Below are 14,149 nucleotides of genomic sequence, written 5' to 3'. Positions count from 1 at the left end.
GAATGGCCGACTTCACCCCCGCTCCCGCCACCGGGCGCCAGTTCCCGCTCGACCTCACCGCCGAGGGACGCACCCTGCACGCCGTCGTGACGGAGGTGGCCGCAGCGCTGCGCCACCTCTCGGTCGACGGAGTGGAGATCACCGCCTCCTACCCGGAGAGCACCGTCCCGCCGTTCGGCTCGGGCATCGTCCTGATGCCCTGGCCCAACCGCGTCAAGGACGGGCGCTGGCACCACCGCGGCGAGACGCTCCAGCTCGCGATCACCGAGCCGAAGTACCACAACGCCATCCACGGCCTCCTGGTGAGCACCCCGTACCGCCTCGTCGACCAGGGCCCGTCCTTCGTCGAGCTGGCCGCGCCGGTCGTGCCCCAGGCGGGCTACCCGTTCCACCTCGAGACCTCGGTCCGCTACGAGCTGCAGGCCGACGGACTGAAGGTCGTCCACCGCGTCGTCAACGTCGGAGCCGACGAGGCGCCCGTCGCCATCGGCACGCACCCCTTCCTCGCCATCGGCGACGTCCCGACCGACGAGCTCGAGATCACCGTCGACGCGGCGGTGCACATCGAGGTCGACGAGCGCCTCAACCCCACCGTGCAGAACCCGGTCGAGGGCACCGAGTGGGACCTCCGCTCCGGCCGCCGCATCGGCGACCTGGAGCTCGACGACGCCTGGGCCGACGTCCGGATGGTCGACGGCGAGAGCGTGCACGGCCTCCGCGCCGCGGACGGCCGCCGCGTGCTCCTCTGGGCCGACGCCTCGCACAACTTCATCCAGGTCTTCATCACCCGGATCTTCCCCGACGGCGACGACGTGAAGACCGCGATCGCCGTGGAGCCGATGACCGCTCCGGCAGAGGCGTTCAACAGCGGGCAGGGCCTGCGCTGGCTCGAGCCGGGCGAGGAGTGGACCGTCGCGTGGGGCATCCGCCACGAGGGGTTCCCCACCGCGTCATGACCACCCTCGCGGCCGTCGGGCGCGACGACGAGGCCAAGCGCGTCGCCCTCGTCCGGATGAAGCGGCTCGCCACGGGCCTGCTCGTGGTGATGGCCGTCGTCTTCGCCGTGTCGTTCGCCCTGCAGGAGCGCTACCCGTGGCTGCAGTGGGTCCGGGCCGCGAGCGAGGGCGGGATGGTCGGCGCGCTCGCCGACTGGTTCGCCGTGACCGCGCTGTTCCGGCGGCCGCTGGGCCTGCCGATCCCGCACACCGCGATCATCCCGACCAAGAAGGACGAGATCGGCGCGAGCCTCGCGCAGTTCGTCGAGGAGAACTTCCTCCGCGGCGCCATCGTGCGCGAGAAGCTCGACTCCTTCGGGATCGCCCGGCGGGCGGGGCTCTGGCTCGCCGAGCCGGAGAACGCGCACCGCGTCGGCGGCGAGAGCGCGGCGGCCGTCCGCTCGGCGATCGCCCTGCTGGACGATTCCGATGTGCAGCGCGTGATCGAGGCGCTGGCGCGGCGCCACCTCCTCGACCCGCAGTGGGGCCCGCCGCTGGGCTCGCTGGTGGGCACCGTGGTCGAGGCCGGCCACCACCGGCGCCTCGTGGACACGCTGGTCGAGCAGGCGGAGGAGTGGCTGACCGCGAACCCGCAGAGCTTCACCCGCATGGTCAGCGGCCGCCTGCCGAGCTGGCTGCCCTCCGCGGTCAGCCGGGCGGTGGACGAGCGGCTGTACCGCGAGGCTCTCGTCTTCGTCGCCGCGGTGCGCGAGGACCAGGTGCACCCGTTCCGGATCGCGATCGACGGCTACCTCGCCACGCTGGCGCAGGATCTGGGTACCGATCCCGACCTGATCGCCCGCGTCGAGGAGATCAAGAACCGCGCCTTCGACAGCCCGCGCGTCCGCGAGCTCGCGGGGGACGCCTGGGAGGCGACGAAGGCCTCGCTCCTCGGCGCGATGGACGACCCGTCGAGCCCCCTCCGCGGCAGCATCGAGTCGATCGTGGTCGATCTGGGCCGCCGGCTCTCGACCGACGCCGACCTCGCGGCGACCGTCGACTCCTGGATCGGATCGGTCGCGGCCAACCTGGTCGACCGCTACCGCACCGACATCGCCAGCATCATCGGCGACACCATCCACCGCTGGGACCCGCGCGAGACGTCCGAGAAGCTCGAGCTGCAGGTCGGGAAGGACCTCCAGTTCATCCGGATCAACGGCACCGTCGTGGGCTCCCTGGCCGGGCTGGTCATCTTCACCGTCGCGCACGCGCTGCTCGGCTCGTGAAGCGGGGCGCCCGGGCCCGCTCCGCAAGCCCTCGTCGGCGTCGGTGGTCGGGCGTACGGTCGCACCATGAGCGATGACAACACCACCGATCCCGATGTCAAGACCGAGGGCGACGTCCTCGGCGCCCGTGCCGACGACGGCAGCGACACCAGCGCCAGCAAGGACCCGTCCGACTGGGTCACCGGCGACGAGCCGATGACCGGCCCGTAGCGCAGCTACCTCGACACTCTCGCGCGCGAGGCGGGCGAGACCCTGCCCGCCGACCTCACCAAGGCCCAGGCCTCCGAGCACATCGACCGCCTGCAGTCCTCCACGGGCCGTGGCGACGGCAGCAACGGGCACGACTGATCCCGCCGGGGCGCCCCGGGGCTGAGCATCAGTCCCCGTCGGCGCCCCCGTCCGGGGCGCGCACACCGCGCCCCGGCGTCCCTAGGGTTCCGTCATGGCGATCTCCCGCACCACGCGCAACGCCCTCGACCTCATCGACGCGATCCGGATCCCCGGCCGCATCGATCCCCGTCTGGCCCGGCAGGTGACCCTGTCCCTCCGCCAGCTCCTCGAATCCGGAGCCTTCGGCCCGAGCGAGCGGCTCCTCCGCCGCCGCGCGAGGAGGCTCCGCTCCCGCACCCGCGAAGCGGCCGCGTTCCGGCAGACGCGCTCGGCCGGCTGCACCGTCCAGCCCTGAGTCCGCTGAACGGAGCCGCTCCGCTGTGACCGGCGACGGGACAGACACCGTTCGCGCGGTCGTCTAGAGTACCTGGCATCCGGTCCGCCGGATGCCCGCCGCAGTCTCCCGGCCGGTCGACAACGGAGTCGTCCCGGTGCGGGTCATCCCCCCGTTCGCGCGTCGAACGCCCCGCTGGTTCCAGCACCCCGCTCCCTCCTCGAGAAGGGACTCCCGCGATGACGACTCGCGTCTCGCACACCGCGACGACCGTCCGCCTCGTCCGCTGGTACCGTATCGACTCCGACTGGCTCTCGGAGGTCGTCACCGGCCGCCTGCTCGAGCACCAGGACGGCCGCTGGCGCCTGCTCGTCGGCGAGAAGGTCCGCGACTACCCGGACGAGGTGTGGTCGCTCTGCCACGAGTGACGCCGTCGCGGAGCACCGCGGCCCGGACGAGGCGTCAGAGGTAGAGGTGGTACGTCTTCGCGCAGTCCGTCGAGCAGAACGGGTCACGGCGGCGGGCCGGCCGGACGCGGCACGCCTCGCACAGCCGCGCCCGGCGCAGGAGGACGCGGAGGACGGTCAGCACCTCTGCACGGTAGTGCGGCGACCTGGCTGCGCCCTGGCACTGTCCGGAAAGCGCGACCAGGCGGTCGAGTGGTGGGCCCCGTCGGGCTCGAACCGACGACCCGCGGATTAAAAGTCCGCTGCTCTGCCAACTGAGCTAGAGGCCCGCGCGCTCCAGGGTAGCGGGCCGTCGGCGCCCCCGGAGCAGGTGCGGCCGGAGCAGGTGCGGCCCGGAGCGCGGACGATCCCGGAGCGGACCGCGTCCTCCGCGCGGGCATACCCGCCCAGCCGTGGGCGTTACCCTCCTCGAACCCCCTACGGAGCGCGAGCGCGAGAGCGTCCGCGCGTACGACCGCGGAAGGCGGCCCCATGACAGACGGCTTCCACAAGCCGACCAAGTTCCCCTCCCACGTCTTCGAGGCGTTCCAGGGAGGAGAGGACCCGGCGCAGATCAGCCGCGTCGCCCACGAGACCGCGATCGCGCTGCTGAGCCGTGTCCGGAACGACCCCGACCCGGTGGTCATCGACCGCCTGGTCGAGTACACCGACCACAACGGCATCGACGCGCTCGCCGAGCTCTGGGCGCGCTCCAGCGCGGCGAGCCTGCCGGGCGCCCTCTGGCGGATCTACCTGCTGCGGCTGGTCATCCGGCAGGACCCGGAGAGCACGAGCTTCCTCTACCAGCGCGGAGTCGAGCTGTCCGCCACGATCGACCCGGTGGTCGCCGGAGCCAGCACTCCCACGGGGCCGGCCGAGATCACCGAGCTGGCCGACCGGATCCTCCGCGGCGTCTTCGACGGCGACTTCGCGGTGGCGCTGGACCGCGCCGCGGCGTTCTGCCGCGTGAGCGCCTCCGGAGCCGTCTCGGTCGCCGACGACGTGGAGCCGGTGAACCCCGCCCGGGCGAGCGAGCTGACCACCCGCGCCCTGCGCCTCTCGACCACCGCGGCCGAGCTCGTGAGCTGTGCGCGGCTGTGGCGGAGCGACTCCCTGGAGTGACGCGCAACCCGCGTTCACCCACTGCGAACGCCGCTCGCCGCCACCGCGGAGGCCTTTGGTAGACTGGCGGAAGCCGGATCGCAGTAACCCCGGGCTCCACTTATAGCCGCTTCGAGCGGCCTCGCGCCGAGAGGCGTTCCTGCGGTCCGGCCCCTTCTCTGCTCGCATCGCCGCCACGGTGCGCGAGGCGAGGGCCCAGGAGGAGTCGATCCTCGCCCGAGTCCCCACAGACAGGCGCCAGCGGAATGAAGAACAGCAGAGCTCTCCGGATCGGCGCGCGCGTCTGGGCGGGGGCGGGGCTGCTGGTCGTCGCCGCCCTCTACCTCCTCGCCGCGCCGAGCGTCGACGACGCGGAGGGCGCCCAGTTCGCCGCGGGGGTCTCGCTCTCGCAGGGCACGGTGATGCGCGTCCTCGCGGTCCTCGACGTGCTCGCCGGGCTCTGGGTCCTCATCCGCCCGCGCAGCTATCCGGGCATCACCGCTGCGGCGGTGGCCGTGATCTCGCTCTGGCTGGCCCCCCGGCTGGGCGACCCCGCGCTCGTGCCGATCGGCACGTTGGCGCTGGATGTCCGATTCGTGACGCATCCGATCGAGGTGTCGGTCGTCGTTGCAGGCCTGGCCGTGACAGCCTTCTGGATGACGCGGAATCTTTCAGCCCGGGCGCGGGCGAGGCGGGGCTGATGACGGACGACACCACTGCGGAGGCGGCTGTCCTCCTCGAGCGCATCGCCGGGGGAGAGCAGGCCGCGTTCGCCGCGCTCTACGACCAGATGGCCGGCCGGGTCCTCGGCCTGATCATCCGCGTCCTCGTCGACCGCTCCCAGTCCGAGGAGGTGGCCCAGGAGGTCTTCCTCGAGATCTGGCAAACCGCTGGGCGTTTCGCTCCGAATAAAGGAAGCGCGACGACCTGGATCCTCACGATGGCACACCGCAGGGCCATCGACAGGGTCCGCGCGGCTCAAGCCGGCCGTGATCGGGACATGCGCATCGGAATCCGAGACCTCGGACGCGACTACGACCAGGTCTCCGAGCAGGCGGAGGTGTCCCTCGAGCACGAGAAGGTCGCGGCCGCCATGGGCCGCCTGACGGAACTGCAGCGGCAGGCGCTGCAGCTCGCTTACTACGGCGGATACTCGCACAGCGAGATCGCGGGGATCCTGCAGTGCCCCGTGGGAACCGTCAAGACACGCCTGCGTGACGGAATGATCAGACTTCGAGAAGAGATGGGGGTGGCCCTGTGAACGATGTGCGACTCCCCGACGGGATGGACGACCCGCGCGATCTCGCGGCGGGTCACGCACTGGGCATCCTGACGCCCGAGGAGCAGGAGCGCTACGAGCGCTTCCTCTCCGAGCACCCGGAGGCGCGCGGCGAGGCCGACGCGTTCGCCGAGGTGGCGGAGGCGCTGGTCGCCGACGCACCCGCCGTGGAGCCCTCGCCGGGCTTCAAGGCCGACCTGATGGCGCTCATCGCCACCACTCCGCAGCTGCCGCTGGAGGAGCCCGACGAGGACCACGAGGCGCCCGCCGCGCCCCGTCTGGTCCCCGTCGCCTCCGAGGGCGAGCGGAGCGGTCCGACGGCTCGCCGGGACGGTGGCGGCAGCGCCGCGAACCGCGCCCGGAGCCGCTGGTTCGCCCGCCCCGCGGTCTACCTCTCGGCGGCCGCGGCCGCCGCGGTGATCGTGGTCGGCGGAGTGACCCTCCCGCCGCTGCTCTCGTCCGGCCCCGGCCAGACGCAGCAGCAGACGGCTCTGGAGCAGATCCGCAGCGCCCCCGACGCGCAGGAGACGACCGGCACGGTCGCCACCGGCGAGCAGGCGACGCTGGTCTGGTCGAGCTCGCTCGGCCGCTCCGCCCTCGTGGTGGACGACCTGGCGCCGCTGCCGGAGGACAAGACCTACGAGCTCTGGTACATCGGCTCATCCGGTCCGGTCGCCGCAGGGACGTTCGACGGGGGAGAGGGCAGCACCGTGGCCCCGCTCGAGGGGAGCCTGACCGAGGGCGGAGTCGTCGCCGTGACGGTCGAGGACGCCGGCGGCTCGCCGACTCCGACCACCGATCCGATACTGGCGATCGACATCGCCTGACGGCCCGAGCACGAGAAGAGCCGCACTCCGATGGCGGAGTGCGGCTCTTCTCGTTCCCGGAGGGAACGCGGTGGAACGAGAGCGAGCCGCGACCCCGGAGGGACGCGGCTCGCTCTCGTCTGCGGCGGATCAGCCGAAGCGGCCCGAGACGTAGTCCTCGGTCGCCTGGACGGACGGCCGCGAGAACATCGTCGCGGTGTCGTCGTACTCGATGAGCTTGCCCGGCTTGCCGGTGCCCGCGATGTTGAAGAACGCGGTGCGGTCCGAGACGCGCGAGGCCTGCTGCATGTTGTGGGTCACGATGACGATCGTGTAGTCGTTCTTGAGCTCCTCGATGAGGTCCTCGATCGCGAGGGTCGAGATCGGGTCGAGGGCGGAGCAGGGCTCGTCCATCAGGAGGACGTCGGGGGAGACGGCGATCGCGCGGGCGATGCACAGACGCTGCTGCTGGCCGCCGGAGAGACCGGAGCCCGGCTTGTCGAGGCGGTCCTTCACCTCGTTCCAGAGGTTCGCGCCCTGGAGCGAGCGCTCGACGAGCGCGTCCGCGTCCGACTTCGAGATGCGGCGGTTGTTGAGCTTCACGCCGGCCAGCACGTTGTCCCGGATGGACATCGTCGGGAACGGGTTGGGGCGCTGGAAGACCATGCCCACCTGCCGGCGGACCTGCACCGGGTCGACGCCCGGGCCGTACAGGTTGTTGCCGTCGATCAGGACCTCGCCCTCGACGTGCGCGCCGGGGATGACCTCGTGCATGCGGTTGAGCGTGCGGAGGAAGGTCGACTTGCCGCAGCCGGACGGGCCGATGAAGGCGGTGACCGTGCGGGGCTCGATGGCGAGCGAGACGCCCTCCACCGCGAGGAACTGGCTGTAGTAGACGTTGAGGTCGTTGACCTCGATGCGCTTGGACATTGCTTCCTTCGGGGATTCCGGCCGGAGCCGAGTGGTGGGTGTCAGCGGCCGAGCTTGGGGGCGAAGATCTTCGCGATCAGGCGGGCGACCAGGTTCAGCGCCATGACGATCAGGATGAGGGCCAGCGCGCCGGTCCAGGCCCGGTTGAGGAACGCCTCGGCGTCGGGGCCCTGGTTCGCGTACTGCGTGTAGACGAAGACCGGGAGGGTCATCATCCGCTCGCTGAAGAGGTCGTAGTTCATCGACGCGGTGAAGCCGGCGACGATGAGCAGCGGGGCGGTCTCGCCGATGACGCGGGCGATCGCGAGGGTGATGCCCGTCGTGATGCCGGCGATGGAGGTCGGCAGCACGATCTTGACGATGGTCAGCCACTTCGGCACGCCCAGCGCGTAGGACGCCTCGCGCAGCTCGTTCGGGACCAGCTTCAGCATCTCCTCCGACGAGCGGACGACTACGGGGATCATCAGCACGGCGAGGGCGATCGAGCCGGCGAAGCCCATCCGGACGCCGGGGCCGAGGAGCAGCGCGAAGAGCGCGTACGCGAACAGGCCCGCGACGATGGAGGGGATGCCCGTCATCACGTCGACGAAGAAGGTGATCGCCCGGGCGAGGTGGCCGCGGCCGTACTCGACGAGGTAGATCGAGGTGAGCAGGCCGATCGGCACCGAGATCAGCGCGGCCATGGCCGTGATCTCGAGCGTGCCGATGATCGCGTGGAGGGCGCCGCCGCCCGCGTCGATGACGTTGCGCATGGACGAGGAGAAGAAGAGCGGATCGAACCGCGCGACTCCGTTGGAGACGACCGTGTAGAGCAGGGAGATCAGCGGGAGCAGCGCGATGATGAACGCGGTCGCGACCAGCGAGGTCACGAGGCGGTCGACAGCCTTGCGGCCGCCCTCGACCAGGCGCGAGACCACGTAGATGGCGACGTCGAAGAGGACGGTGCCCCAGAAGATCGCTCCGACGAGGCTGAAGTCGTTCATCATGCCGGCCGCCTGGAGGATCAGGAAGACGGCGGCGAACACGACCCAGCTGCCGACGAGCAGCATCCAGGGAGTGCCCTTGGGCAGCTTGCCCGCCTGCAGCGAGAAGGGCATCGACGAGGTGGCGGCGGACATCAGTTGGCTCCCGAGAAGGCCTTGCGGCGGTTGACGATGAACCGCGCGACCGAGTTCACGACGAGCGTGATGACGAAGAGGATGAGGCCCGAGGCGACGAGGACGTTCACGCCGACTCCGCTCGCCTCCGGGAACTGCAGCGCGATGTTCGCGGCGATGGTGTTCGAGTTCTGCGAGGTGAGCAGGAGGAAGGAGACGACCGTCGCGGGCGAGAGCACCATCGCGACGGCGAGCGTCTCGCCGAGGGCCCGGCCGAGGCCGAGCATGGCGGCCGAGACGATGCCCGGGGCGCCGAAGGGCAGGACGGCCATGCGGATCATCTCCCAGCGGGTCGCGCCGAGCGCGAGCGCCGCCTCCTCGTGCAGGCGCGGGGCCTGGAGGAAGATCTCGCGGCAGACCGCGGTGATGATCGGGATGACCATGACGGCCAGCACCACCGAGGCGGTGAGGATCGTCTTGCCGGTGCCCGACGCCTGGCCGCCGAAGAGCGGGAACCAGCCGATGTTCACGTTGAGGAAGAGGTAGAAGGGCTGCACCATCGGCGCCAGCACGGTCGCGCCCCAGAGGCCGAAGACCACCGAGGGGACGGCGGCGAGGAGGTCGACCACGTAGCCGAGGGCCATCGCGATGCGGCGCGGCGCGTAGTGCGAGATGAAGAGGGCGATCGCGATCGAGAGCGGCAGGGCGATCACCAGGGCGATCACCGCCGACCAGACCGTGCCGAAGACCAGGGGGCCGACGTAGGCCCAGAAGCTCGTCGCGTCGCCGGGGAGGCTGCCGGCCGGCGCGGTGAACGCGGGGATCGACTGCGCGATGAGGAAGATCGCGACGGCGGCGAGGACGAGGAGGATGAGGGAACCGGCGGCGACGGTCGAGATCGAGAAGACCCGATCTCCGACACGCACCTTCGCCTTCGGGCGGACGACGGTCTCAGTTGCCATTCCAGGGGACTCTCTTCAGACGAGGGGGTTCGGCGGGGCGCACAGGGAGATGCTAGGGCTCGGAGGGGGCGTCCGGTGGGTCGAGCCCGGCACAGGCGGGGCCCGTCCCGCGGATCGTGCTGCGAGACGGGCCCTGCCGGTGGGACTACTTGATCGACTCGATCGCGGTGGCGACGGTCGAGGCGAGCTCGGAGCTCAGGGGAGCGGAGCCGGCCTGAGCGGCGGCGGCCTCCTGGCCCTCCTCGCTCGCGACGTAGGAGGCGAAGGACTTGACGACCTCGCCCTTGTCGGCGTCCGCGTACTCCTGGCACACGATGAGGTAGCTGACCAGGACCATCGGCCAGGCGTCCGCCTCGGTGCCGGTGCGGTCGATCTTGATCGCGAGGTCGTTGTCCTCGCGGCCCTCGGCGATGGGCGAGGCGGCGACGACCGCCGCGGCTCCGTCGGCCGAGATGGTCGAGAACGCGTCGCCGACCTTCAGCTGCGCCATGTCCATGCCCTGGGCGCCGGACTCGTCGGCGTAGCCGATCGTGTTGGTGCCGTTCTTGACCGCGTCGACGACACCCGAGGTGCCCTTGGCGCCGTCACCGCTCTGGTACGGGAAGGTCTGCGCGGCGGGAGCGTCCCAGACGTCGCTCGCGGTGGCCGCGAGGTAGTCGGTGAAGTTCTGCGTGGTGCCCGAGTCGTCCGAGCGGTGCACGGAGGTGATGTTCGCCGACGGGAGGGTCGCGTCAGGGTTCAGGGCCTTGATCTCCGGGGCGTCCCAGGAGGTGATGGTGCCCTTGAAGATGCCCGCGATGGTGGCCGCGTCGAGCTTGAGCTCGTCGACGCCCTCCACGTTGAAGATGACCGCGATCGGCGAGATGTAGACCGGGAGGTCGATCGCCTTGGTGTCGGGGGCGCACGCGGCGAAGGTGCCCGCGAGCTCCTCGTCCTTGAGCGCGGAGTCGGAGCCGGCGTAGTCGGCGGCGCCGTCGATGAAGTTGGTGCGGCCGGCGCCGGAGCCCTGCGGGTCGTAGTTGACCGTGACCTCGGGGTTCGCGGTCTGGAACGCGGCGGCCCAGGTGGTCTGCGCGGTGCCCTGAGCGGACGAGCCGATCCCGGTGATGGTGCCGGAGAGCGTGGAGGTGGTGGCGGAGCCGGAGCTGCCGCCTGCGGCCGGTGCCTCGTTGGCAGCGCAGGAGGTCAGCGTGATCGCTGCGACGGCGGCGACGACGGCCGCCTGGCCGAGACGCGAGAATCTCACAAGTATCCCTTTCGGGTAGGAAAACGTGGAAAACAGAACAGGGCCTGGTGCAGCCCGCGAGCGAGAGTACGGAGGGGTCGTGTCCTGGCACCGACCGCTCGGTGAACGCGCGGTGAACGGGTCCGCCTCGGGGATTGCGGAGCGACGGGGCGGCGGGGAAGGCGCGGTGCGTCGGGCGCGTCCCGGCGGCGCGACCGGCCCGGTCCGGAGGGACCCGTCGAGCCGGTCGCGCAGCGCCCGGGCGGGTCAGGCCAGCGGCGTGTGCGTCTCGATCGCGACGATGCCGGAGCCGGGGTGGCCGGTGGAGAGGTGCACCACGGCGAAGCCCCCGGTCGGGAGCGCTGCCGCCTCGTCGAGGTAGGCGCCGAGAGGAGTCGCCGTGGCGAGGGCGATCTCGCGCAGGATCTCGGGGATCACCGGCCGGTGACTGCAGAGGACGGCGGTGCGCCGGGCGCGGACCCGCTTGCCGACGAGGGCGCGGACGTCGGCGGTGCCCTGCTCGTGCGCCTCCTGGCTGAGGTCGTCGCGCAGCTTGACCGGCTTCCTGACCAGACCGGACAGCGGGGCGATGGTCGACCGGCAGCGCTTGGCGGTGCTCGAGACGAGGCGGCGCGGGCGCCAGGCGGCCACGGCCTGAGCGGCGGCCGCGGCCTCGACCCGGCCGCGCCCGGTGAGGCGGCGGGTGGAGTCGCGGCCGTCCCAGGAGGAGGCGGGCACCGCCTTCGCGTGCCGCAGGACCACGATCGCGAAGGTCTCGAGCGCACCGCGTGCGGCGATCCGGGCGAACTCGTCGACGATCGTCACGTCGTGCGGATAGGTCAGGTAGCTCCGGGCCCGCTTGAGCGTCACCCACTCGAGCGCCTCGACCTCGTCGTTCGGGAGGAAGTCGGACGCCAGGACGGCCTTCTCGGTCACCTGCGCCGCCCAGTAGTAGACGGCCTTCGGGCGCCCGCTCGGCAGCGTGTACTCTGTGCACCCCAGCGGCACCCCGAGCGCCACCGAGAGCCCGGTCTCCTCGCGGATCTCGCGGACCGCGGTCTCCGGGAGGGACTCGCCCGCGTCGACCTTGCCCTTGGGCAGGCTGACGTCCCGGCGGTGCGGCCGGTGGATCACGAGGATGTGCGGGCGGCCCTCGATGATCCGCCAGCACACCGCTCCTGCTGCGTAGACGGTGCCCGTCACGGGCGTCAGCGGCTGGAGGCCCGGTTGGCGGACCGTGTAGCCGCGCGCTTGCGATGGGTGATGTGCTGCATCAGCTGGTTCTGCAGGTCGGCGAGCGGAGCGCCCTCCTCGTCGAGGTGGTGCCGCGTCCAGTCGCCGTCCGGGCCGAGCCACCAGGAGGCGGTCCGCTCGTCCATCGCCCGCTCGAACATGTCGTCGATCTCGCTGAGGTGCGCCGGCTCGACGATCCGCACCAGAGCCTCGACGCGGCGGTCGAGGTTGCGGTGCATCATGTCGGCGCTGCCGATGAAGACGTCCGGCTCGCCGCCGTTGACGAAGCTGAAGATGCGGGAGTGCTCGAGGTAGCGGCCGAGGATCGAGCGCACGCGGATGGTCTCGGAGAGCCCCTCCTGGCCGGGCTTCAGCCCGCAGATGCCGCGCACCCACACGTCGACCGGCACGCCGGCCTGGCTGGCGCGGTAGAGCGCGTCGATCACGGACTCGTCGACGATCGAGTTGACCTTGATCCGGATGCCCGAGGGGCGCCCCGCGCGGGCGTTCTCGGTCTCGGCGGCGATCCGCTTGAGCAGGCCCTTCCGCAGGTGGCGCGGCGCGACGAGCAGGCGCTTGAACTTCTTCTCGATCGCGTAGCCCGAGAGCTCGTTGAACAGACGCGTGAGGTCCTTGCCGACCTCGGGGTCGGCCGTCAGGAGTCCGAGGTCCTCGTAGATGCGCGAGGTCTTCGGGTTGTAGTTGCCGGTGCCGATGTGGGAGTAGTGGCGGAGCACTCCGCCCTTCTCCTGGCGGATGACGAGCGCGAGCTTGCAGTGGGTCTTCAGCCCGACGAGCCCGTAGACCACGTGCACGCCCGCCTTCTCGAGCTTGCGCGCCCACGAGATGTTCGCCTGCTCGTCGAAGCGCGCCTTGATCTCGACCAGGGCGAGCACCTGCTTGCCCGACTCGGCCGCGTCGATGAGCGCCTCGACGATGGGGGAGTCGCCCGAGGTGCGGTAGAGCGTCTGCTTGATCGCGAGCACGTCCGGATCGGCCGCCGCCTGCTCGAGGAACGACTGCACGCTCGTCGCGAAGGACTCGTAGGGGTGGTGAAGGAGCACGTCGCCGCGGGAGACGGCCTTGAAGACGTCCTGCCGCTGGTTGGGCTCGCTGGGCGAGAGCTGCACCGCCGTCGTCGGGACGTGATTGGGGTACTTCAGGTCCGGGCGGTCGATCTTCTGCAGGCTGAAGAGCCCGCTGAGGTCGAGCGGGGCCGGGAGCTTGTAGACCTCCTGCGTCGTGATGTCGAGCTCGCGGACCAGCAGGCCCAGCGTCTCGTCGTCCATGTCGTCGGTGACCTCGAGGCGGATGGGCGGGCCGAACCGGCGGCGCAGCAGCTCCTTCTCGAGGGCCTTGATCAGGTTCTCGGTCTCGTCCTCGTCGACCTCGACGTCCTCGTTGCGCGTCACCCGGAACACGTGGTGGTCGAGGATCTCCATGCCGGGGAACAGGTCGTCCAGCTGGTTGGCGATCAGGTCCTCGAGCGAGATGAACCGCATCGGCTCGCCCGGCGCCGCGACTCCGGCGATCCGCACGAAGCGGGGGAGCATCTGCGGCACCTTGAGGCGCGCGAACTCGACCTTCTGCGTCTTCGGGTTCCGCACCCGCACCGAGAGGTTGAGCGAGAGGCCGGAGATGTAGGGGAACGGGTGCGCCGGGTCGACCGCGAGCGGCATCAGCACCGGGAACACCTGGGCCGAGAAGTAGTCGTCCAGCACGGTGCGCTCGGCGTCGCTCAGCTCGTCCCAGCGGACGAGGTCGATGCCGCCGTCGCGCAGGGCGGGCTCGACGAGCTCCTTGAACGCTCGGGAGTGGCGCTGCTGCAGCAGGTGCGCCTTCTCCGAGATATCGGTCAGCACGTCGACCGGCACGCGGCCGATGTTCGTCGGCAGGGCGAGCCCCGTGAGGATGCGGCGCTTGAGGCCGGCGACCCGGACCATGAAGAACTCGTCGAGGTTGGACGAGAAGATCGCCAGGAAGTTCGCCCGCTCGAGCGCCGGAACCAGCGGATCCTCCGCGAGCTCGAGCACGCGCTGGTTGAACGCGAGCCAGCTCAGCTCCCGGTCGAGGTAGCGGTTGTCGGGGAGGAGCGGGTCCGAGTGCTCCTCCTCGTCGTCGAAGTCGTCGTCGAGGTCATCGCTGAGACCGTCTTCGAGAAGCAGGTTGTCGCCGTCCATGCGAC

Annotated in this window: 15 protein-coding genes, 1 tRNA gene and 1 pseudogene; 9 read left to right on the top strand and 8 right to left on the bottom strand. The window is 71.0% G+C overall.

All coding sequences use genetic code 11. The annotated features are described in order from the left end of the window. The first annotated feature begins 2 nt into the window (after positions 1-2). The 5 genes and pseudogenes from C5C55_RS10740 to C5C55_RS10720 all read left to right on the top strand — a co-directional run bounded on the left by C5C55_RS10740 (position 3) and on the right by C5C55_RS10720 (position 3,313). Positions 3-956 carry an aldose 1-epimerase family protein gene (locus tag C5C55_RS10740; protein WP_104233900.1) on the top strand — a complete coding sequence of 318 codons (954 nt, stop codon included), beginning with the start codon at positions 3-5 and terminating at the stop codon, positions 954-956. After that, complete coding sequence (locus tag C5C55_RS10735; protein ID WP_104233899.1) at positions 953-2,221, top strand: DUF445 domain-containing protein; 1,269 nt, start codon at positions 953-955, stop codon at positions 2,219-2,221. Before C5C55_RS10740 ends, C5C55_RS10735 begins: the two co-directional genes overlap by 4 nt. Positions 2,222-2,287: 66 nt before the next feature. Beyond that, positions 2,288-2,569 (top strand): annotated as a pseudogene (locus C5C55_RS10730) (DUF3072 domain-containing protein). 94 nt (positions 2,570-2,663) lie between these two features. Next, the gene (locus C5C55_RS10725) at positions 2,664-2,906 is read left to right on the top strand and encodes a hypothetical protein (RefSeq protein WP_104224713.1); all 243 of its coding nucleotides are present in this window, start codon (positions 2,664-2,666) and stop codon (positions 2,904-2,906) included. Between the two features lie 218 nt (positions 2,907-3,124). Then, positions 3,125-3,313, top strand: a complete 189-nt coding sequence (locus tag C5C55_RS10720) for a hypothetical protein (RefSeq protein ID WP_104224712.1) — start codon at positions 3,125-3,127, stop codon at positions 3,311-3,313. Positions 3,314-3,347: 34 nt separating this feature from the next. Here the strand turns inward: C5C55_RS10720 and C5C55_RS16875 are convergent, their stop codons facing one another. After that, complete coding sequence (locus tag C5C55_RS16875) at positions 3,348-3,476, bottom strand: hypothetical protein (protein WP_258072539.1); 129 nt, start codon at positions 3,474-3,476, stop codon at positions 3,348-3,350. Between the two features lie 69 nt (positions 3,477-3,545). Continuing rightward, a tRNA-Lys gene (locus C5C55_RS10715) sits at positions 3,546-3,621 on the bottom strand. A gap of 202 nt (positions 3,622-3,823) precedes the next feature. Between C5C55_RS10715 and C5C55_RS10710 the strand changes: the two genes are divergently transcribed. The 4 genes from C5C55_RS10710 to C5C55_RS10700 all read left to right on the top strand — a co-directional run bounded on the left by C5C55_RS10710 (position 3,824) and on the right by C5C55_RS10700 (position 6,538). Next, positions 3,824-4,453, top strand: a complete 630-nt coding sequence (locus C5C55_RS10710) for a DNA-directed RNA polymerase subunit beta (RefSeq protein ID WP_104227273.1) — start codon at positions 3,824-3,826, stop codon at positions 4,451-4,453. Between the two features lie 245 nt (positions 4,454-4,698). Further along, the gene (locus C5C55_RS16345; protein ID WP_104224710.1) at positions 4,699-5,133 is read left to right on the top strand and encodes a hypothetical protein; all 435 of its coding nucleotides are present in this window, start codon (positions 4,699-4,701) and stop codon (positions 5,131-5,133) included. Then, the gene (gene sigK / locus C5C55_RS10705) at positions 5,133-5,693 is read left to right on the top strand and encodes an ECF RNA polymerase sigma factor SigK (protein WP_104224709.1); all 561 of its coding nucleotides are present in this window, start codon (positions 5,133-5,135) and stop codon (positions 5,691-5,693) included. The genes C5C55_RS16345 and sigK overlap by 1 nt, the downstream gene beginning before the upstream one ends. After that, a complete protein-coding gene (locus tag C5C55_RS10700; protein WP_146076502.1) occupies positions 5,690-6,538 on the top strand; it encodes an anti-sigma factor domain-containing protein in 849 nt (282 codons plus the stop codon). The genes sigK and C5C55_RS10700 overlap by 4 nt, the downstream gene beginning before the upstream one ends. 129 nt (positions 6,539-6,667) lie before the next feature. Here the strand turns inward: C5C55_RS10700 and pstB are convergent, their stop codons facing one another. From pstB to C5C55_RS10670, 6 genes are all read right to left on the bottom strand, one after another. Next, the gene (gene pstB / locus C5C55_RS10695; protein WP_104224707.1) at positions 6,668-7,447 is read right to left on the bottom strand and encodes a phosphate ABC transporter ATP-binding protein PstB; all 780 of its coding nucleotides are present in this window, start codon (positions 7,445-7,447) and stop codon (positions 6,668-6,670) included. 41 nt (positions 7,448-7,488) lie between these two features. Continuing rightward, on the bottom strand, positions 7,489-8,565 hold the full coding sequence (pstA, locus tag C5C55_RS10690) for a phosphate ABC transporter permease PstA (protein WP_104224706.1): 1,077 nt from the start codon (positions 8,563-8,565) through the stop codon (positions 7,489-7,491). Further along, a complete protein-coding gene (gene pstC, locus C5C55_RS10685) occupies positions 8,565-9,506 on the bottom strand; it encodes a phosphate ABC transporter permease subunit PstC (protein WP_104227270.1) in 942 nt (313 codons plus the stop codon). The genes pstA and pstC overlap by 1 nt, the downstream gene beginning before the upstream one ends. A 145-nt stretch (positions 9,507-9,651) precedes the next feature. Further along, positions 9,652-10,752: a phosphate ABC transporter substrate-binding protein PstS gene (gene pstS, locus C5C55_RS10680; RefSeq protein WP_104233897.1), complete on the bottom strand. Its 1,101-nt coding sequence runs from the start codon at positions 10,750-10,752 to the stop codon at positions 9,652-9,654. Between the two features lie 246 nt (positions 10,753-10,998). Further along, positions 10,999-11,934: an NUDIX domain-containing protein gene (locus tag C5C55_RS10675; RefSeq protein ID WP_104224703.1), complete on the bottom strand. Its 936-nt coding sequence runs from the start codon at positions 11,932-11,934 to the stop codon at positions 10,999-11,001. A 5-nt stretch (positions 11,935-11,939) separates the two neighbouring features. Further along, positions 11,940-14,144, bottom strand: coding sequence for an RNA degradosome polyphosphate kinase (locus C5C55_RS10670; RefSeq protein WP_104224702.1), 2,205 nt, complete (start codon positions 14,142-14,144; stop codon positions 11,940-11,942). Positions 14,145-14,149 lie beyond the last annotated feature (5 nt).

The sequence above is a fragment of the Rathayibacter sp. AY1C2 genome, from assembly GCF_002931195.1.
GTDB lineage: Bacteria > Actinomycetota > Actinomycetes > Actinomycetales > Microbacteriaceae > Rathayibacter.
The sequence above is the reverse complement of the archived record's forward strand: the minus strand, read 5'-3'. Positions and strand labels throughout refer to the sequence as shown.

Bases quoted from the DNA above. Each gene is read 5' to 3' on its own strand.
- C5C55_RS10740 (WP_104233900.1), top strand. From the start codon at position 3: ATGGCCGACTTCACCCCCGCTCCCGCCACCGGGCGCCAGTTCCCGCTC.
- C5C55_RS10735 (WP_104233899.1), top strand. From the start codon at position 953: ATGACCACCCTCGCGGCCGTCGGGCGCGACGACGAGGCCAAGCGCGTC.
- C5C55_RS10725 (WP_104224713.1), top strand. From the start codon at position 2,664: ATGGCGATCTCCCGCACCACGCGCAACGCCCTCGACCTCATCGACGCG.
- C5C55_RS10720 (WP_104224712.1), top strand. From the start codon at position 3,125: ATGACGACTCGCGTCTCGCACACCGCGACGACCGTCCGCCTCGTCCGC.
- C5C55_RS10710 (WP_104227273.1), top strand. From the start codon at position 3,824: ATGACAGACGGCTTCCACAAGCCGACCAAGTTCCCCTCCCACGTCTTC.
- C5C55_RS16345 (WP_104224710.1), top strand. From the start codon at position 4,699: ATGAAGAACAGCAGAGCTCTCCGGATCGGCGCGCGCGTCTGGGCGGGG.
- sigK (WP_104224709.1), top strand. From the start codon at position 5,133: ATGACGGACGACACCACTGCGGAGGCGGCTGTCCTCCTCGAGCGCATC.
- pstB (WP_104224707.1), bottom strand. From the start codon at position 7,447: ATGTCCAAGCGCATCGAGGTCAACGACCTCAACGTCTACTACAGCCAG.
- pstA (WP_104224706.1), bottom strand. From the start codon at position 8,565: ATGTCCGCCGCCACCTCGTCGATGCCCTTCTCGCTGCAGGCGGGCAAG.
- pstC (WP_104227270.1), bottom strand. From the start codon at position 9,506: ATGGCAACTGAGACCGTCGTCCGCCCGAAGGCGAAGGTGCGTGTCGGA.
- C5C55_RS10670 (WP_104224702.1), bottom strand. From the start codon at position 14,144: ATGGACGGCGACAACCTGCTTCTCGAAGACGGTCTCAGCGATGACCTC.